This is a genomic window from Enterobacter sp. AG326 (assembly GCF_004362415.1).
In the GTDB taxonomy this organism is placed as follows: domain Bacteria; phylum Pseudomonadota; class Gammaproteobacteria; order Enterobacterales; family Enterobacteriaceae; genus Enterobacter; species Enterobacter asburiae.
This window is the reverse complement of record NZ_SNXG01000001.1, coordinates 381,283-398,963: the sequence shown is the minus strand read 5'-3', so window position 1 is coordinate 398,963 and position 17,681 is coordinate 381,283. Positions and strand designations below refer to the sequence as shown.

The window sequence follows — 17,681 nt, the reverse complement described above, 5'->3', positions numbered from 1 at the left end:
GTGCTCCAGGTTTAAAGAGAAGTGTGCGTCAGGGGAAAACAGGCAAAACGGTCGTCAAGCAGCGGGTAGCTGGCGGCATTGGGCAGTTCGAAGTGCCACCATTCGCTGCTGATACCGACAAAACCGCCGCCAAACATGATGGCGTTCAACAGCAGACGGTTGCGCTGGGCGTGCGGCGGCACGGAGGGGTGATACGGATGCGATCGGTCATGCATTTCGTCAAAACCGGCCCCCATATCCAGCACGGCGTTATGTTCATCCATCAGGGTGACGTCGATGGCCGTACCGCGGCTGTGATTGGAGCCAATCGCCACGTCGACCACGTATTCCGGGTTCGGGCAGGCATCCCACAGCTGGGCCTGCGCCTGCTGCGGCCGATAGGCGTCGTACACCACCAGCTTCAGCCCGGCCAGGGAGGCAATGCTGATGGCTTTTGCCAGCGCGGTGGCCGCGTCGGTATGCAGCAGGCACAGCGCCTCCTGATAGATCGGACGGCCGGTGATGTTGTCGGCGGTGGCGTATTTCAGATCGATATGCAGCGTGGGAAACGTCTTCGCCACATCAATCAGTTCACTCTCTTCGGGCATAGCTCCGCTCCTTTAGCGTTCGAATTGACCAAACTCTTGTTGTAATTGCCGGTTTACCGCCAGACGCGCCGGGAGCGCATCACCCAGCGCTTCCACCACGCCCGACAGCAGCAGGTTGAACAGACAGCTCACGGGGGCAAGCGAATCCCAGAAGTGACCGGTATCGGTTTTCACCTGCAGTAAATCCATCGGGTAATCCCGCGCCCACGGGCACCAGATATCGGTGATTAAGGCCAGCGGAATGCCTTTCTCGCTGGCGACGCGGCAGTACTGACGGGCCATCGCGGAGTAGGTGCGCGTATCGATCAGCACGACGTACGGGTGCGAAAACCCCGAGTTCAGGGATTCCACCCAGCTGCCGGAAGCGCCTTCCGAATAGCTCACGCGCGGGCGGAGGTACTCAAGGTGGCTGAAGAAGGCGTTGGCAATCCCGCGCGTGGACTGGATCCCCAGCACAAACACCGCATCCGCGTGGGCGAGGTTGTGCACCACCTTGCGGAAGGCGTCCGTTTGCGCCAGCTGGTACACCTGCGTGATGGCATCCACTTCCAGCGACAGGGCATGCTGAAGGCGGCTGGAAAGGGGGCGCTGCTGCTGCCAGGAGTCCAGCCGCTCGTTCATGCCCCAGGGCTGATACGGATCGCGCAGGCTCTTTTTGGCATCTTCCAGGTTGCGATACCCCAGCTTGCGCAGAAAGCGTCCGACGGTAATTCCGCTGGTCCCGCTCGCCTGACCGATGCTCTCCGCCGTTTCAAACGGGATTTGCGCGGCGTGCGCCAGCAGCCAGCTTCCGACCCGCTTTTCGCTGGGCGTGAGCTGGCTGAACGTCGCTTCGATACGGCTCAACATCTCAGGTTTCGTCGTCATACCGCCTCGCTGTTAACAGGCTGTCAATGGCCGAATTTTTGTTACCTGGTTAACAATGCATGACGCGTGCCATGTTCACAGGGCGGGTGAAACCCGCTGTGTAGTAAACTTCATGCAATATTTGTTTAACCAATGATCAACATTTGTGCAGCGTAGTTCACTTTTGGTGCACTGTCTGACGCGGCAGGTATGAATTTGGTGAATCCGTCAGTCCGTTCACATTTTTGATAAGATAGATGTACCGTGAATATAAAAAGGATCCCGGCATGGCAAATCTGCCCTGGCGAGTCAGCGTGCGCCTGATGGCGCTTGCAAAGAAAATAGGGATTGTCGTCGGGATCGTACTGGTTGTCCTGCTGGCGGTTCGGGTCTATCTCTCCCAGCAGGGACCGGAACTGCACCTCTGGCATACCTGGCGGGCCGATGAGATGTCCGTGCGCGAGATGGATAACGCCGATTTTGCCCGGTATATCGCCCGGGAAAACGCCATTTTCGCCGATCTTGATCGCGCGGTGACGGCGAAAACAGAGGGCGAGGAACGTTCGCCGTTAAACCGCTATTATCGCCAGAGCCTTGTGTGGCCGGGACAGTTTACGCCCGATGCCAACCGCTCGTTTGTATTGATGCCTGCCGGAAAGCCGCGCGGCGCGGTGGTGCTGCTGCACGGTCTGACGGACTCGCCTTACAGCGTCCGGCGCCTTGCGGTGAACTATCAACAGCACGGCTTTGTGGCCGTGGTCCCGCGTCTGCCCGGGCACGGTACCGCGCCCGGCGCGCTGACGGACGTCGACTGGGAGATGTGGCTCGCGGCGACGCGTCTTGCGGTGCGGGAAGCCACGCGTCTGGCGGGTGAGGCTGCGCCTTTGCATCTGGTGGGCTACTCCAACGGCGGGGCGCTGGCGATGAAATATACCCTCGATGCGCTGGACGCGCCTTCGCTGCGTAAACCGCAGCAGGTGATACTGCTCTCACCGATGATTGGCGTGACGGCCTTTGCGCGGTTTGCCGGTTTCGCCGGGCTACCGGCGCTGCTGCCGGCGTTTGCTAAAGCGGCGTGGCTGAATATCGCGCCGGAATATAATCCGTACAAATATAACTCGTTCCCGGTGAACGCCGCCCGCCAGTCATGGCTTCTGACGAAGGCCCTGCAGGAGCAGATTGGCCGCGAGGCGCGGGAGAACAGGCTGGCGAATTTGCCGCCGATCCTGGCGTTCCAGTCAGTGATGGATTCTACGGTGAGCACCCGCGCGGTGGTGACCGGCCTGTTTGACCAGCTTCCGGCAAACGGCAGCGAGCTGGTGGTGTTTGATATCAACCAGGCGGCGAGCTTCCGCCCGCTGTTCAAACCGTCGTCGTGGACGGCAACTTCGGCGCTGCTGCCGGTTGCGCAGAGGCGTTACGGTGTCACGATTATTACCAATGCGGACGCATACAGCTTCTCGACGGTAGCGAAAATCACTCCGGCTGGCAGCACCCTGGAGACGGTCGTGCCGCTGGCGCAGGCCTGGCCGCAGGATGTCTATTCCCTGTCGCACGTTGCGGTGCCGTTCCCGCCGGATGACGATCTCTATGGCCGTGAGCCTGGGGTGAAAAACCGCTACGGCATCAGCCTGGGGACAATCGCGCTTTGGGGCGAAACCTCCGTGTTGAGCGTCGGAAAAGAGGCGCTGATGCGGGTCACCTCGAACCCGTTTTACGGCTATATGCAGGAGAGGATTAACAGCCGGATCGGGGACGGGGAAAAGTAACGTTCCCCTGTGGCGTGAATATGTTAGGTCGCATTGATTAAGTATGTTAAATAATAGCTTCAAGGCACCTCTCTTTCTCATCGGAACCCATTTTTGTGCTGACTACTCTGATTTACCGAAGCCAGTTGAATTTATCCTGTCAGTCCTCCGCGCTGAGGGAGCTGGTGGAGCGCGCCCGGATCCGCAATGCCAGTCTGAATATCACCGGGGTTCTGCTTGCAAAAGGCAGTGACGTGCTGCAAATCCTCGAAGGGTCGGAAGAGAGCGTGCTTAAGCTGTTCCATAAAATCCGTGACGACAAGCGGCACAGTGGAGTGGTAGAGCTGATGCGGGACTATGGCCCGCGCAGACGCTTCGAAAACGTCGGTATGCTGCTGTTCGATCTGCAAACGCAGTCGCCGAAAGAGGTGCTGCAGTCGGTTCTGAATTACAGCAAGCTGGAAAGCTATCTCACATCCGATGACCGGGTGTTTAAATTTATCCAGACGTTTATCACAGGCAAACGTCCGGCCCTGTCGGGTGCACGCTACGTACCTGAAAAATGGACTCTGTCACCCGAGGCGTTGCCCTTTGGCGAACGTCTGGGGCTGATGGCCAACCAAACCTGTCAGTTTGCGCTCCAGCCCATCGTTGAGCCCTCGGAAGGGAAGATAAGCTCGCTTGAAGCCCTTATTCGCGGCAACGACGGCGGCAGCCCGGAGCATTTCTTCAGCACCCTCGACCCGGACAAAATCTACGAAGTCGATCTCCAGACGAAAGCGTATGCCTTTGCGCTGGCGGAAAAGCTGGGCATTGGCAGCCATAAGATTGCGGTAAACCTGCTGCCGATGTCGCTGGTGAATGTCCCCAACGCTGTGGAATTCCTGGTCAGCGAGATAAAAAAACATGGCCTTCAGCCGGAGCAGGTGGTCATTGAAGTGACGGAAAACGAGATGATCTCCGGTTTCAACCAGTTCAATAGCGCCATCAAGCAGCTTCGCGGTGAGGGCATTGGCCTGGCAATCGATGATTTTGGTTCCGGGTATGCCGGTCTTTCGCTGCTGACCCGCTTCCAGCCGGATAAAATTAAGATCGACCGGGAGATAGTCAGCGATATCCACCTCAGCGGCCCGAAGCAGGCGATTGTGCGCTCCATCGTCAGCTGTTGCTCCGATCTCGAAATTACCCTGGTGGCCGAAGGGATCGAGAAGATAGAGGAGTGGTGCTGGCTCGAGTCTGCCGGGATCCGCCGTTTCCAGGGCTTTCTGTTTGCCCGCCCGCAGCTTAATGGCGTCGGTGATATTCACTGGCCGCATCTGGTGCGTTAGCCAATTTTCCTCCCGCGTTATTTCCCCTTCGTCCTGCCTGTGCTTAAATAGCTAAAACGGTTTAATATTGTTTAGCTACGAGGAACACATGAAAAAAATCTGGGTACTTGGCGATGCGGTAGTGGATTTGCTGCCCGATGGAGAAGGCAGATTGCTGCAGTGTCCCGGTGGTGCACCGGCAAACGTTGCGGTCGGTATTGCCCGGCTGGGCGGCCAGAGCGCCTTTATCGGCAGGGTTGGCGACGATCCATTCGGGCGCTTTATGGCGAAAACTCTCGCTGACGAAAAGGTCGACGTGAAGTCTATGCGCCTTGACCCGGCGCACCGAACCTCAACGGTAGTGGTCGATCTGGATGACCACGGCGAACGCTCGTTTACCTTTATGGTGCGCCCGAGCGCCGATCTGTTTCTGGAAACCGCCGATCTGCCGACGTTCAGCGCCGGAGAGTGGCTGCACGTCTGTACCATCGCGTTAAGCGCAGAGCCGAGCCGTTCCGCGACGTTTGAGGCGATGGCCGCCATCCGTGGAGCGGGCGGCTACGTCAGCTTCGACCCCAATATTCGCCAGGACCTCTGGCCGGATGAGAACGCGCTGCGCCGCTGCCTGGAGCAGGCCCTGCAGAGCGCCGACGTGGTGAAACTCTCTGTGGAAGAGCTGGCGTTTTTAACCGGAAATGTAGAGGTTAACGTCGGTCTGAACGCGCTGATGGCGCGCTGTCCGGCGCGTCTGGTGCTGGTCACCCAGGGAAAAGAGGGGGTGATCGCCTGGCATGACGGCGCCGCGAAGCACTATCCGGCAACCCCCGTTGAGTGTGTCGATACCACCGGCGCGGGCGATGCCTTCGTCGCCGGACTGCTCTACGGCCTGGCCGCCGGGCAGGACCTGACGCCGGTCATCGCCTTAGCCCAGCGCTGCGGCGCATTAGCCACTACGGCCAAAGGGGCGATGACCGCCTTGCCGTGGCAGCACGAACTGTAATTCCTCCCTTCACTGGCCGCAATCCGGCGGCCTGAATTGTCGCCTCGATCACACTTACTAAAACGGTTTAGCAAAAAAGATTGCCGATCCAAAATTCAGAGGTTTAGTATCAGCAACCTAAACCGGTTTAGCAATTTAGCACGTTTAATGACTTCTTTTAGGGATGCGACAAAATGTATAAAAAACGCAGACTTGCCGTGATGATAGGCATGCTGGCCGGAAGTACCTCTGTTTTTGCCCAGACGGATATGACAAGTATCGAAGCGCGTCTTGCCGCGATGGAGCAGCGCCTCCAGGCGGCGGAAACGCGTGCGCAGGTGGCTGAAAAACGCGCCACCGATGCGGAACAAAAAACGCAGCAGCTGGTTGCCGCACAGCAGCAGACGCAAACGACAACCCAGGCGGTGGCGCAGCGCACCACCGCGCTGGAGAAGAAGGCGGATCAAAGCAGCGGATTTGAGTTCCACGGCTACGCCCGTTCGGGCCTGCTGATGAACGATGCGGCCTCCAGCAGCAAAAGCGGTCCTTATCTGACCCCGGCCGGAGAAACCGGCGGCGCGGTAGGGCGTCTGGGTAACGAAGCCGACACCTACGTCGAACTGAACCTGGAGCACAAGCAAACTCTGGATAACGGGGCCACCACGCGCTTTAAAGCGATGCTGGCCGACGGTCAGAGAACCTATAACGACTGGTCAGCCGATACCAGCGATCTCAATATTCGCCAGGCCTTCGCGGAGCTGGGCAACCTGCCTGATTTTACCGGCGCGCTGAAGGGCAGTACCTTCTGGGCGGGTAAACGCTTCGACCGCGACAACTTTGATATTCACTGGCTGGATTCTGACGTGGTGTTTCTGGCCGGTACCGGCGGTGGTGTCTATGACGTGAAATGGAACGATTCGCTGCGCAGCAACTTCTCCATCTACGGCCGCAACTTCGGCAGCGTAGAGCAGACCGACAATAACGTTCAGAACTATATCCTCAGCATGAACCACTTCGCCGGACCGTTCCAGCTGATGGTGAGCGGCCTGCGGGCGAAAGATAACGACGACCGTAAAGACACCAACGGCGATCTCATCAAAACTGACGCCGCCAATACCGGCGTTCATGCGCTGGTCGGGTTGCACAACGAGAGCTTCTACGGCCTGCGGGAAGGGACCGCCAAAACGGCGCTTCTGTACGGTCACGGGCTGGGTGCGGAAGTGAAAAGCATCGGTTCCGACGGGGCACTGCTGTCTGAGGCGGATACCTGGCGCTTCGCAAGTTACGGTGTCACGCCGATCGGCGGTGGCTGGAGCGTTGCTCCCGCCGTGCTGGCGCAGAGCAGTAAAGATCGCTACGTCAAGGGCGATAGCTATGAGTGGGTAACGCTCAACACCCGCCTGATTAAAGAAGTGACGCAGAACTTCGCCCTGGCGTTTGAGGGGAGCTATCAGTACATGGATTTAAATCCGGAAGGCTATAAGGACCGCAACGCCGTTAACGGCAGTTTCTACAAGCTGACCTTTGCGCCGACGTTAAAAGCGAGCAAAATCGGCGATTTCTTCAGCCGTCCGGAGCTTCGTCTGTTTGCCACCTGGATGGACTGGAGCAGCAAACTGGATCATTACGCCAGCGATGATGCCTTTGGCAGCAGCGGCTTCAACGCCGGCGGGGAATGGAACTTTGGGGTCCAGATGGAAACCTGGTTTTAACCCATCACGCTCCCGCCTGGCGGGAGCGTTTCGCACATCATAAAAAGAAGTCAGGCAGAGGTATCTATGGATTTTAATCAAATCGCCCGCGAGCTTATTCCGCTGCTCGGTGGCAAGGAAAATATCGCCAGCGCGGCGCACTGCGCAACGCGTCTTCGTCTGGTGCTGGTTGATGACGCGCTTGCCGATCAGCAGGCGATCGGCAAGGTCGACGGCGTAAAAGGCTGTTTTCGTAACGCCGGACAGATGCAGGTGATTTTTGGCACGGGCGTGGTCAACAAGGTTTACGCCGCGTTTATTCAGGCGGCGGGGATTAGCGAATCCAGTAAATCGGAGGCCGCGGACCTGGCGGCGCGCAAGCTGAACCCGTTCCAGCGCATTGCCCGTCTGCTCTCCAACATCTTTGTCCCGATCATTCCCGCGATTGTGGCATCCGGCCTGCTGATGGGCCTGCTCGGCATGGTGAAAACCTACGGCTGGGTCAATGCGGATAACGCCATCTACATCATGCTGGACATGTGCAGCTCCGCGGCGTTTATCATTCTGCCTATTCTGATCGGCTTTACCGCCGCGCGGGAATTTGGCGGCAACCCGTATCTCGGCGCGACGCTGGGCGGCATTCTGACCCACCCGGCGCTGACCAACGCCTGGGGCGTGGCGTCCGGCTTCCACACCATGAACTTCTTCGGCCTTGAGATCGCGATGATTGGCTATCAGGGCACGGTATTCCCGGTGCTGCTGGCCGTCTGGTTTATGAGCATCGTGGAGAAAAACCTGCGACGCGTGATTCCAGACGCGTTAGACCTGATCCTGACGCCGTTCCTCACCGTCGTTATCTCCGGTTTTATCGCCTTGCTGATTATCGGCCCGGCGGGGCGCGCGCTGGGCGACGGCATCTCCTTTATCCTGAGCACGTTAATTGCCCACGCGGGCTGGCTGGCGGGTCTGCTGTTCGGCGGGCTGTATTCGGTGATTGTGATCACCGGTATTCACCACAGCTTCCACGCGATTGAAGCCGGGCTGCTGGGTAATCCGTCGATTGGCGTTAACTTCCTGCTGCCTATCTGGGCCATGGCGAACGTGGCGCAGGGCGGCGCCTGTCTGGCGGTGTGGTTCAAAACCAAAGATGCCAAAATCAAAGCCATTACCTTACCGTCCGCGTTTTCTGCGATGCTGGGCATCACCGAAGCGGCTATTTTTGGTATCAACCTGCGCTTTGTTAAGCCGTTCATCGCCGCGCTGATCGGCGGCGCGGTGGGCGGGGCCTGGGTGGTCTCTGTCCATGTCTACATGACCGCCGTTGGGTTGACCGCTATTCCGGGCATGGCCATCGTGCAGGCCAGCTCGCTGCTCAACTATATTATCGGTATGGTGATTGCCTTCGGCGTGGCGTTTACCGTCTCACTGCTGCTGAAATATAAAACGGACTCTGAATAATGACGTTACCTTCCCGCTGGCCTGCGATCCTGCAGGCCGTTATGAAAGGTCAGCCGCGGGCGCTGGCGGATAGCCACTACCCGCAGTGGCACCCCGCGCCGGTGACGGGGCTGATGAACGATCCCAACGGGTTTATCTGGTTTGCCGGCCGCTACCACCTGTTCTATCAGTGGAACCCGCTGGACTGCGAGCATCGGTTTAAATGCTGGGGGCACTGGAGCTCTGCGGACCTGGTGCACTGGCAGCACGAGCCGCTGGCGCTGATGCCGGATGAAGAGTATGACCGCAACGGCTGCTACTCCGGTAGCGCCGTGGATAACCAGGGCGTCCTGACCCTGTGCTACACCGGCAACGTTAAGTTTGATGACGGCAGCCGCACGGCCTGGCAGTGCCTCGCCGTGGAACAGCCGGACGGTACCTTTAAGAAGCTGGGGCCGGTGCTGGCGCTGCCGGAAGGCTATACCGGCCACGTGCGCGACCCGAAGGTGTGGCAGCACGACGGGGAGTGGTACATGGTGCTCGGCGCGCAGGATGTGCAAAAGCGCGGCAAGGTGCTGTTGTTTAAATCAGCCGATTTGCACGCCTGGATGTCCTGCGGGGAAATCGCCGGTCACGGGGTCAACGGCCTGACGGATGCGGGGTATATGTGGGAGTGTCCGGACCTGTTCGCGCTCGACGGAACGCACATACTGATCAGCTGTCCGCAGGGGCTGGCGCGCGAGCCGCATCGCTATCTCAACACCTATCCGGCGACCTGGACGAGCGGGGCGTTTGACTATGCAAGCGCCGCATTCGATCACGGCGATCTGCACGAGCTGGACGCGGGCTTTGAGTTTTACGCTCCGCAAACGACGCTGGCGGAAGACGGTCGACGCATTCTGATCGGCTGGATGGGCGTACCGGACGGGGAAGAGATGCTTCAGCCAACCCGGGCGCACGGCTGGATGCACCAGATGACCTGCCCGCGTGAATTACGCTATCGCGACGGCAGGCTCTGGCAGACCCCGGCGCGCGAGCTGGCGGGGCTGCGTGAAGATGAGCAGCGCTGGCAGGGGCGCGCCAGCGAGGCGCCGGACCTGGACGCGACGCGCCTGGAGTTTGAGCTGAGTGCATCGCAGGTGAATGTCGATTTTGGCGGCGCACTGCGCCTCACGGTCGATGAGCAGGGTATACGTATTGAACGCGCGAGCCTGAAAACCGGTGAAACGTTGACCCGCTACTGGCAGGGCGACGTCAGTCATTTGCGCGTTCTGTGCGACCGCTCCAGCGTTGAAATTTTCATCAATCACGGTGAAGGGGTGATGAGCAGCCGCTATTTTCCTGACCATCCGGCCCGGGTGCGATTCGAAGGTGCGTTCGATATCACATTACGCTACTGGTCGCTGCGCGCCTGCATGATAGAATGAGGGTTTTGGCAGCCGGATCTAAGTCGTTGTGAGAAAAACAAAACGCGTCACCATTAAAGACATCGCGGAGCTGGCGGGTGTGTCAAAAGCCACCGCCAGCCTGGTCCTGAACGGGCGCAGCAAAGAGCTTCGCGTGGCGGAAGAGACGCGCGAGCGCGTGCTGGCGATTGCAAAAGAGCACCACTATCAGCCCAGCATTCACGCCCGGTCGCTGCGCGATAACCGCAGCCACACCGTTGGTCTGGTGGTCCCGGAGATCACCAACTACGGCTTTGCCGTGTTTTCTCACGAGCTGGAAACGCTGTGCCGCGAGGCGGGCGTTCAGCTGCTGATCTCCTGCAGCGATGAAAACCCGGGGCAGGAGACGGTGGTGGTGAACAACATGGTGGCGCGCCAGGTGGACGGGCTGATTGTGGCCTCAAGCATGCTTAACGATGCGGACTACCACAAGCTGAGCGAGCAGCTGCCCGTTGTCCTGTTTGACCGCCACATCAACGACAGCGCGCTGCCGCTGGTGATCACCGATTCGATTACCCCGACGGCGGAACTGGTGGCCGACATTGCGCGCCAGCATCCTGATGAATTCTATTTTCTCGGCGGCCAGCCGCGCCTTTCTCCGACGCGCGATCGTCTGGAAGGGTTTAAGCAAGGTCTGCGAGAGGCCGGCGTGGAGCTGCGCCCCGAGTGGATCATTCACGGCAACTATCACCCGAGCTCCGGGTACGAGATGTTTGCTGAACTCTGCGCCCGTCTGGGGCGTCCGCCGAAAGCGCTGTTCGCCGCCGCCTGCGGGCTGCTGGAAGGGGTGCTGCGCTATATGGGCCAACACAACCTGTTGCAAAGTGATATCAGGTTAGCCAGTTTTGACGATCATTATCTCTACGATTCGCTGACGATCCCGGTGGATACCATTCGTCAGGATAACCGCCAGCTGGCGTGGCACTGCTTTGATTTGATTAGCAAATTGATCGAAGGGGAGACGCCGCAGCCGTTGCAGCGCAAGCTCAATGCCACCCTGCAGCGACGCTATAAGCCAGCGAAATAGCCCGGTTCGATACTTCAATAACTTTAATTAATTTAAGTTTTGGAATGGCCGATAACCATAAGGAATAATTCTCCTTGAGGTATTGGTTTATGTCGTTGAAAAAGTCGTCCCTGATCGTCCTGTTCTCACTGCTTTTCTTCTTTGTTGTCAGCACTGTGACCAGCGTTGGCCTCATCATTAAAAGTAATAATTCCCTGGATAACGTCAACAAAGAGATCCAGGTTGTGCTGTCCATTATTGACCCTATCAACCATAGCCGTACGCTGCGCGTGCGGGTGATGGAGTATGTGAAGATGGTGGAAGCGGGCAACTCTGCGGACGGGGCTGCAAAGCTAGCCGCCGTGAAAGAGGCGCTGACCAAAGCGGACCACGCCTTTGCGGCCTTTATGGCTTCGCCGCGTCTGACGGATGAAGCGCCGCTGGTGACTGCCTATCAGGATGCCTGGCAAAACTACCGCAACCAGGGACTGGCGCCGCTGATCGATGCCGCCGAGGCGCACGATGTGGCCAAATTTAACGCGCTGATCCCGGAAGTCTCCCGTCTTGACCGTCAGTACGAGATCGTTCTCGACCAGGTCCTTTCCGTCCACCAGAAATACGCCAAAAGCCTGAACGAAGACGCGAGCAGCCACTTCGTCTCCGGCCTGGTGATTATTGCCGCTATCGCCTGCCTGTTTGTGGTGGTGATTGTCGCCGTCAGCCTGCTGATGAAGCGCTTTGTCTTTGCGCCGGTAAACCTGGCGCGCGAGCACTGCAGCCAGATTGCGGCAGGCAAGCTGGACGTTCCGGTGCCGGTTAAGGGGAGCGCGCATAACGAAATCGATCATCTTATGAGCTCGATGGAACAGATGCGTCAGGCGCTGCTGGCGACCATCGCCCAGGTGCGCGATGCGAGTCATACCGTAACGCACGCGGCGCAGGAGATTGCCTCCGGGAATATCGACCTGGCGTCACGTACCGAGCAGCAGGCTTCCGCGTTGACCCAGACGGCGGCGAGCATGGAAGAGCTGAGCGCGACGGTGGCGAACAATACCGACAACGTTTATCAGGCCGGGAAACTGGTGCAGGACGCGGTGAAAAATGCCCACACCGGTGAAGCTGTGACCCGTGAAGTGATCGACACGATGAATACCATCGCGGCGAACTCGAAGCGCATCGAAGACATTACCAGCGTGATTAACAGCATCGCCTTCCAGACCAACATTCTGGCGCTGAACGCGGCGGTTGAAGCGGCGCGCGCCGGTACGCAGGGCCGCGGCTTTGCGGTCGTGGCCAGCGAAGTGCGCACCCTGGCGCAGAAAAGCGCGGTGGCGGCTAAGGACATCGAGAGCCTGATTGCGCAGTCGGTCTCCAGCGTGAAAAACGGCGCGGAGCTGGTGAGCCGCTCGGGCGAGGTGATTGACTCGATTATTTCGTCGGTGAATAAAGTGAATACGCTGATGGAGCAGATCTCCGTCGCCTCCGAAGAGCAGAGCCGCGGGATTAGTCAGGTCGGCCAGGCGGTGACCGAGATGGATGGCGTCACCCAGCAGAACGCCGCGCTGGTGCAGCAGTCCGCTGCGGCAGCGGCATCGCTGGAAGAGCAGGCGCAGCAGCTTTCGCGGAGTATTTCGAGTTTTAGTTTGCCGGTGCAGGCTTGATCTATGGTAAGAGGCTCCCTGGGGAGCCTTTTATCTACTTAGGGTGTGAAAATTTCTAAGTCGCTTCCCCATTAGGTCAGCTTGTAGTTCTACTAGAACTGTTTTAATACCACTTATTGTATTTCACATAAATAAAAGAAATAGCAATCACCCAAACGACGCTAAGTAAAGCAGCATAGTCCGGTATAAACCGGATAAAAAAATATATCCCAAGTACAATAAGTAATGCTGGCACCAGGTAAAAAAACGACTTCAAAAGCCATAAGATTGCTTGCTTCATTTCCGCAGTATCTCGTACAAAGCATCACCTATAACTTGCTCGTTATTATCCCCGGAGTTTACCTGGTAGATAATTTCAGACATTTGCGGTTCGATTAAGAAATATAACATCTCAATATTTTCTTTATAAAGCGCCTGGTAGTACTGAGGATCCTGAAATTTGAGTCGATTAGCCGCAGATGCCGCTACCTGAGCCTTTGAGTAAAGTGTTGCACCATTAACAAACCATGTCGAGAATGAGTTAACAAGCCTGATGTGATTTTGCTTAAAATCCCTGCTGTTGATGATCAGATTCGCAAGGGTAAAAGAGAGGGCTAACTTGCTGGCTTTAGCAGAGGCATGCTCGGCAGCTTTACCCAATAAGTTATGGATATTAGTAATCAGGTCTTTACTTTTTTGTTCGCCCAGCCTATTGAGAGTTTTCCTAAAATAAATTTCAACCATGTCTAAAGTGACATCTTTTCTGTTGTAAATTTCACCTAAGGCAAGGACTAAGCGTTTATCTTCGCGCCACGTATCACGGCAAGCGTTACGATAATACTCGTCTGGCATCAGGCATGCACCGTAGCTAACCAGGCGCTGTGTGCCCTGTTTCACCTTCTCCAGAGTAGCCATATGGTCTTCATGCATATCTCGAAGCGAGTTTGTTAATGCAATCGCTAACTGTTTATTCGACTGCATTTTTAGTTGCAAATAGTTTTGTGCCATTTTATATAACCTTGCAGTATCATTATCTTATTATCATTGATCATGTTTGAGAAAGGGGCAACATCGAAAATGGGAAAGCGCAAGAGTGCTCTGGTTTATGTCCTGACCGTCATTATATTTTTGCTTATTATTCCTGAGATCATTTTGCGTGTATGCACGTCCGAGCAACTTGGCCGTATCAGCGACTTCACCAGTTTAGGTGGCTTGTTAAATCCACTATTGTCCTTGCTCATCTTCCTGGCACTGTTGTCAATCATACTGGCCGTTATTGCTATCGCACTGGTTAAGCGTATTCTTCGTACGAGATGATTTGCCTGCAAGCGACTCATAGCGCCCGCCAGCCGTTACCGCTATGAGTCCAAATCGTCAGCCCAAAAATTTTTATTCACCCCAGCAATATTTCCCTTCCTCATCCGTCTACCTCATCACAAGCCATAATCAGTTACTGTAAACGAGGTAAACCCCATGAGAGATTTTGATATGCACGACAGAGGTCACGGGCGCGGATTCGGTCGCCACCGTATGGGTAAGGGTTTAGTCATCGGCGCGGTGATTTTCATCGTGCTCGGCCTGGTGGTGATGACCCTGTGGAACGCCTTGCTCCCGGCCATTCTCGGCGTGAAGGCCATTGGCTTCTGGCAGGCGCTGGGCATTCTGGTGCTGAGCCGCATTCTGTTTGGCGGGTTAGGTTTCCGTCCGGGGATGTTTGGCGCGCACCGCCGGATGCACGAGCGCTGGATGAACATGACGCCAGAACAGCGCGAGGCGTTTATTCAGCAGCGCCGCGAAGGTTTTGGTCGCCACGGTCGCGGGCACTGCGGCTGGCACGGTCATCGTGACGATAAGCGCGACGACGCCACGCCAAAAGCGCCGGAAGCAGAGTGAGCGAAATGAAAGCCGGGGAGGCGGGCGGATCCATGCTGATGTCGGCGCTCAATGCCTGCCGCGCCCGGCTGACAGCCTTCATTCGCGGACGGACGTCCGTTCGTGATGATGCCGACGACATTTTGCAGGAAGTCACCTATCAGCTGATGAAAGTGGAGCAGCCGGTCGAAAACGTCGCCGCCTGGCTGTTCCGCGCGGCGCGTAACGAGATGACCGACCGGGCGCGTAAAAAGCGCGAGGTCTCGCTCTCCGGCTATTTTACGGGCGAAGACGAAGAGGGTTTCCCGGAGGACGAACTGGCCGAAACCCTGTTCGGCGTACCGCACACGCCGGAAGAGGAGTACCTCAAAACGCTGCTGTGGGAAGAGCTGGGGCAGGCGCTGTCTGAACTTCCACCGCCGCAGAGGGAGGTGTTTGAAAAGACCGAACTCCACGGCTACAGCATTAAAATGCTGGCAGAGGAGACGGGCGCCAGCGAACAGGCGCTGTTATCCCGCAAGCACAAGGCTGTGCTGTTTCTCCGCACGCGTCTGCGGGACGTCTACGACGCGCTGACGGGCGAATAGCGGCGACAGACAAAACCTTACACTTCCGGCACTTGTAGATTCATCACTATCGTTTATGATCGGGGCGTCTTGTCACTCTGGAATGTTATGCGCAACCGTCAGCTCCTCGGAAAATGGCTTTTGATCGTCACCTGTCTCGCGATGGCGCTTTGCCTCGTGCAGCGTGCGGTGATGCTCAACCATTTTTTACAGGGACTGGATCCGCAGATTTCTCTGAGTGCAGATGCCCCGGCTCAAAGCAGCACCACTGAACAGCCCGGCCCGTCGCCCTGTCAGCTGGGCGCACACTCGCTGCTTTGCGCCCAGCCGCTGTTCTTCGACGGCGCGCTACCGGCCATTATTATCTTCTTCGCGCTGCTGCAGCTGTTTACGCAAGGGCGGGCATTGGCTCCCGCAGAGCAGCCCGTTCAGGCACCGCCTCCCCGAATACACCTTAAAAACTGCGTTTTCCGTGAATGAAAATCATCGTCCTCACACGATAATTTTCACTGTTCACGGAGTAAAACATGGTTAACCTCTTCAGGGGATTCGTCTTCCTGTGGCTGTCCTGCATCGGCATTGTCCATGCGGCAGACACCGGCTGGCTGGTTTCCCCACAAAACGATCACGCCCGCATCCGCTTTCAGGCGGAGAGGGAACAAACGCACGTTAAAGGCCTGCTCACCGTTGAGCTAAAGCCCGGCTGGAAGACCTACTGGCGATCGCCGGGCGAGGGCGGCGTCGCGCCAAAAATTAGCTGGCCGGAAGGCGTGACGGATCGCTGGTCCTGGCCGGTCCCGTCGCGCTTCGATATCTCCGGCATGACCACACAGGGCTATCACGACAAGGTCACTATCCCGATTACGCTCGACGGGGTGAAGGGCGACACGCTCGACGGAACGCTCACGCTTTCCACGTGCAGTAACGTCTGTCTGCTGACGGACTACCCGCTGCACCTCGATTTTACCCAGCCGGTGGACGAGGGCTTCCGTAGCGAGTTCGAGCAGGCGATGCGCGCCGTGCCCGGTACGTCAGGCGTATCCGCGGATCTCTCCGCCTGGCTCGCTGGCGACAAGCTGGTGATTACCGGCACGACGGACGGGAAGTGGGATAATCCGGGGATCTACTTTGACCCGCTGGAGGGTGACATTCTTCCCGGCGAGCCGGTCATTAAACACGACGGCAATACCCTTCGGGTGGCGGTACCCGTGACCGACGAATGGGGAGACAAGCCCGCCTCGCTGGAGGGCAAGAGGCTGTCGTTTGTGCTGACCACTGGCGGCAATGCGCAGCAAACCACCATGACCGTTGGCGCGACGCCAGCTACGCCTTCTGCGCCTGAAGGGACGGGAAAAATGGTGCTCTTTGCACTGCTGGGCGGGCTGATCCTCAACCTGATGCCCTGCGTGCTGCCGGTCATGGGGATGAAGCTTAACAGCATCCTGCAGGCGGGATCGGACAGGCGCGCGATCAGGCTGCGGTTTCTGGCCACCAGCGCCGGGATCCTCACCTCCTTTATGCTGCTGGCGGGGATGGTGACCGCGCTGAAGCTGGCCGGAGCGTCGCTGGGATGGGGCATTCAGTTCCAGAACCCGTGGTTTATTGGCCTGATGGTCGCCGTCACCTTCCTGTTTGCGCTGAACCTGTTTGGCGCGTTTGAGATGCTGCTGCCTTCTGCGGCCACGGGACGTCTGGCAACGGCAGGTGGCGCGGGGATTGGCGGCAGCTTCTGCGAAGGGATGTTCGCCACGCTGCTGGCCACGCCGTGCTCCGCGCCATTCCTCGGTACGGCGGTCGCCTTTGCCCTTGGCGCGCCGCTGCACTCCCTGTGGCTCATCTTCCTGATGCTCGGCGTGGGCATGAGCCTGCCGTGGCTGTTTGTCGCTCTGGTGCCCAAAACGGCCATGCTGCTGCCGAAACCCGGCCGCTGGATGAAGACGCTAAAAGTCGTTCTGGGCCTGATGATGCTCGCCTCCAGCCTGTGGCTGGCGACATTGTTAAGCGTGCATCTTGGCGAGGCGGTCAGCCAGATTGTGATGCTGGTGCTGATCGCCGTCGCGCTGGCGCTGTTCGCGCTGAAGGGGCAAAAATCCTCACCGCTGTTCTGGTTCGTGGTGATCGCACTGTCGGCGTTTGGTGGGTATCAGGCGCGCGGGCTGCTTAACGCGTCGCCTGTCGCGTCGGCGCAAAATGCAGCTCAGACCATCCCGTGGCAGCCGCTCAGCGAGGAGGCCATCCAGCAGGCGCTGGCGCAGGGGAAACGGGTGTTTGTGGATATCTCCGCGGACTGGTGCGTGACCTGCAAAGTTAACGAGCATCGGATACTGAATCAGCCGGACGTTATTGCCGCGCTGCGTCAGCCGGACGTAGTGGCCCTGCGCGGAGACTGGAGCCAGCCGTCCGCGTTTATCGCGGAGTTTCTGGCGAAGCGAAACCGTTACGCTATTCCGTTTAACGCGGTATATGGCCCCGGCATGCCCGAGGAGGAAATCCTCTCGCCGCTGCTGGACAAGCGCGCCCTGGTCACCACCCTGAACAACGCAAAAGGCTAAACGTA

At 57.9% G+C, this 17,681-nt stretch carries 16 protein-coding genes; 13 read left to right on the top strand and 3 right to left on the bottom strand.

From position 1 onward, the window contains the following. Nucleotides 1-11 precede the first annotated feature (11 nt). Together ddpX and DFO52_RS01860 are read right to left on the bottom strand one after the other, a co-directional pair. Nucleotides 12-587: a D-alanyl-D-alanine dipeptidase gene (gene ddpX, locus DFO52_RS01865; protein WP_023311885.1), complete on the bottom strand. Its 576-nt coding sequence runs from the start codon at nucleotides 585-587 to the stop codon at nucleotides 12-14. A 12-nt stretch (nucleotides 588-599) separates the two neighbouring features. Beyond that, nucleotides 600-1,454 carry a MurR/RpiR family transcriptional regulator gene (locus tag DFO52_RS01860; RefSeq protein WP_133549064.1) on the bottom strand — a complete coding sequence of 285 codons (855 nt, stop codon included), beginning with the start codon at nucleotides 1,452-1,454 and terminating at the stop codon, nucleotides 600-602. 266 nt (nucleotides 1,455-1,720) lie between these two features. On the opposite strand from DFO52_RS01860, the gene DFO52_RS01855 reads away from it, so the two are divergent. From DFO52_RS01855 to DFO52_RS01820, 8 genes are all read left to right on the top strand, one after another. Continuing rightward, nucleotides 1,721-3,202: an alpha/beta hydrolase gene (locus tag DFO52_RS01855; protein ID WP_133549062.1), complete on the top strand. Its 1,482-nt coding sequence runs from the start codon at nucleotides 1,721-1,723 to the stop codon at nucleotides 3,200-3,202. A 95-nt stretch (nucleotides 3,203-3,297) separates the two neighbouring features. Beyond that, a complete protein-coding gene (locus DFO52_RS01850; RefSeq protein ID WP_029740908.1) occupies nucleotides 3,298-4,509 on the top strand; it encodes a diguanylate phosphodiesterase in 1,212 nt (403 codons plus the stop codon). Between the two features lie 88 nt (nucleotides 4,510-4,597). After that, nucleotides 4,598-5,488: an aminoimidazole riboside kinase gene (locus DFO52_RS01845; RefSeq protein WP_133549060.1), complete on the top strand. Its 891-nt coding sequence runs from the start codon at nucleotides 4,598-4,600 to the stop codon at nucleotides 5,486-5,488. 173 nt (nucleotides 5,489-5,661) lie between these two features. Then, on the top strand, nucleotides 5,662-7,179 hold the full coding sequence (locus tag DFO52_RS01840; RefSeq protein ID WP_133549058.1) for a carbohydrate porin: 1,518 nt from the start codon (nucleotides 5,662-5,664) through the stop codon (nucleotides 7,177-7,179). Between the two features lie 66 nt (nucleotides 7,180-7,245). Then, on the top strand, nucleotides 7,246-8,616 hold the full coding sequence (locus tag DFO52_RS01835; protein WP_133549056.1) for a sucrose-specific PTS transporter subunit IIBC: 1,371 nt from the start codon (nucleotides 7,246-7,248) through the stop codon (nucleotides 8,614-8,616). Continuing rightward, nucleotides 8,616-10,022 carry a sucrose-6-phosphate hydrolase gene (locus tag DFO52_RS01830; RefSeq protein WP_133549054.1) on the top strand — a complete coding sequence of 469 codons (1,407 nt, stop codon included), beginning with the start codon at nucleotides 8,616-8,618 and terminating at the stop codon, nucleotides 10,020-10,022. The genes DFO52_RS01835 and DFO52_RS01830 overlap by 1 nt, the downstream gene beginning before the upstream one ends. 28 nt (nucleotides 10,023-10,050) lie before the next feature. Further along, entirely contained in the window at nucleotides 10,051-11,067 is a 1,017-nt protein-coding gene (locus DFO52_RS01825) for a LacI family DNA-binding transcriptional regulator (protein ID WP_029741322.1), read from the top strand. Nucleotides 11,068-11,156: 89 nt separating this feature from the next. Then, nucleotides 11,157-12,707 carry a methyl-accepting chemotaxis protein gene (locus tag DFO52_RS01820; RefSeq protein ID WP_133549052.1) on the top strand — a complete coding sequence of 517 codons (1,551 nt, stop codon included), beginning with the start codon at nucleotides 11,157-11,159 and terminating at the stop codon, nucleotides 12,705-12,707. A gap of 276 nt (nucleotides 12,708-12,983) precedes the next feature. Here DFO52_RS01820 and DFO52_RS01815 read toward each other — a convergent pair whose 3' ends face one another. Further along, the gene (locus DFO52_RS01815; protein ID WP_166642341.1) at nucleotides 12,984-13,694 is read right to left on the bottom strand and encodes a hypothetical protein; all 711 of its coding nucleotides are present in this window, start codon (nucleotides 13,692-13,694) and stop codon (nucleotides 12,984-12,986) included. Between the two features lie 69 nt (nucleotides 13,695-13,763). Between DFO52_RS01815 and DFO52_RS01810 the strand changes: the two genes are divergently transcribed. The 5 genes from DFO52_RS01810 (at nucleotide 13,764) to DFO52_RS01790 (ending at nucleotide 17,676) form a co-directional block, all read left to right on the top strand. Continuing rightward, the gene (locus DFO52_RS01810) at nucleotides 13,764-14,003 is read left to right on the top strand and encodes a hypothetical protein (RefSeq protein ID WP_133549050.1); all 240 of its coding nucleotides are present in this window, start codon (nucleotides 13,764-13,766) and stop codon (nucleotides 14,001-14,003) included. A gap of 156 nt (nucleotides 14,004-14,159) precedes the next feature. Continuing rightward, nucleotides 14,160-14,579: a hypothetical protein gene (locus DFO52_RS01805; protein WP_029741320.1), complete on the top strand. Its 420-nt coding sequence runs from the start codon at nucleotides 14,160-14,162 to the stop codon at nucleotides 14,577-14,579. 5 nt (nucleotides 14,580-14,584) lie between these two features. Beyond that, on the top strand, nucleotides 14,585-15,145 hold the full coding sequence (locus DFO52_RS01800) for an RNA polymerase sigma factor (RefSeq protein WP_080277788.1): 561 nt from the start codon (nucleotides 14,585-14,587) through the stop codon (nucleotides 15,143-15,145). Nucleotides 15,146-15,232: 87 nt separating this feature from the next. Beyond that, on the top strand, nucleotides 15,233-15,604 hold the full coding sequence (locus DFO52_RS01795; protein ID WP_029741318.1) for a hypothetical protein: 372 nt from the start codon (nucleotides 15,233-15,235) through the stop codon (nucleotides 15,602-15,604). Nucleotides 15,605-15,651: 47 nt separating this feature from the next. Beyond that, on the top strand, nucleotides 15,652-17,676 hold the full coding sequence (locus DFO52_RS01790; RefSeq protein ID WP_133549048.1) for a protein-disulfide reductase DsbD domain-containing protein: 2,025 nt from the start codon (nucleotides 15,652-15,654) through the stop codon (nucleotides 17,674-17,676). The last annotated feature ends 5 nt before the right edge of the window (nucleotides 17,677-17,681 follow it).

Bases quoted from the DNA above. Each gene is read 5' to 3' on its own strand.
- DFO52_RS01860 (WP_133549064.1), bottom strand. From the start codon at position 1,454: ATGACGACGAAACCTGAGATGTTGAGCCGTATCGAAGCGACGTTCAGC.
- DFO52_RS01790 (WP_133549048.1), top strand. From the start codon at position 15,652: ATGGTTAACCTCTTCAGGGGATTCGTCTTCCTGTGGCTGTCCTGCATC.
- DFO52_RS01805 (WP_029741320.1), top strand. From the start codon at position 14,160: ATGAGAGATTTTGATATGCACGACAGAGGTCACGGGCGCGGATTCGGT.
- DFO52_RS01815 (WP_166642341.1), bottom strand. From the start codon at position 13,694: ATGGCACAAAACTATTTGCAACTAAAAATGCAGTCGAATAAACAGTTA.
- DFO52_RS01830 (WP_133549054.1), top strand. From the start codon at position 8,616: ATGACGTTACCTTCCCGCTGGCCTGCGATCCTGCAGGCCGTTATGAAA.
- DFO52_RS01810 (WP_133549050.1), top strand. From the start codon at position 13,764: ATGGGAAAGCGCAAGAGTGCTCTGGTTTATGTCCTGACCGTCATTATA.
- DFO52_RS01835 (WP_133549056.1), top strand. From the start codon at position 7,246: ATGGATTTTAATCAAATCGCCCGCGAGCTTATTCCGCTGCTCGGTGGC.
- DFO52_RS01840 (WP_133549058.1), top strand. From the start codon at position 5,662: ATGTATAAAAAACGCAGACTTGCCGTGATGATAGGCATGCTGGCCGGA.
- DFO52_RS01845 (WP_133549060.1), top strand. From the start codon at position 4,598: ATGAAAAAAATCTGGGTACTTGGCGATGCGGTAGTGGATTTGCTGCCC.
- ddpX (WP_023311885.1), bottom strand. From the start codon at position 587: ATGCCCGAAGAGAGTGAACTGATTGATGTGGCGAAGACGTTTCCCACG.
- DFO52_RS01795 (WP_029741318.1), top strand. From the start codon at position 15,233: ATGCGCAACCGTCAGCTCCTCGGAAAATGGCTTTTGATCGTCACCTGT.
- DFO52_RS01800 (WP_080277788.1), top strand. From the start codon at position 14,585: ATGAAAGCCGGGGAGGCGGGCGGATCCATGCTGATGTCGGCGCTCAAT.
- DFO52_RS01855 (WP_133549062.1), top strand. From the start codon at position 1,721: ATGGCAAATCTGCCCTGGCGAGTCAGCGTGCGCCTGATGGCGCTTGCA.
- DFO52_RS01820 (WP_133549052.1), top strand. From the start codon at position 11,157: ATGTCGTTGAAAAAGTCGTCCCTGATCGTCCTGTTCTCACTGCTTTTC.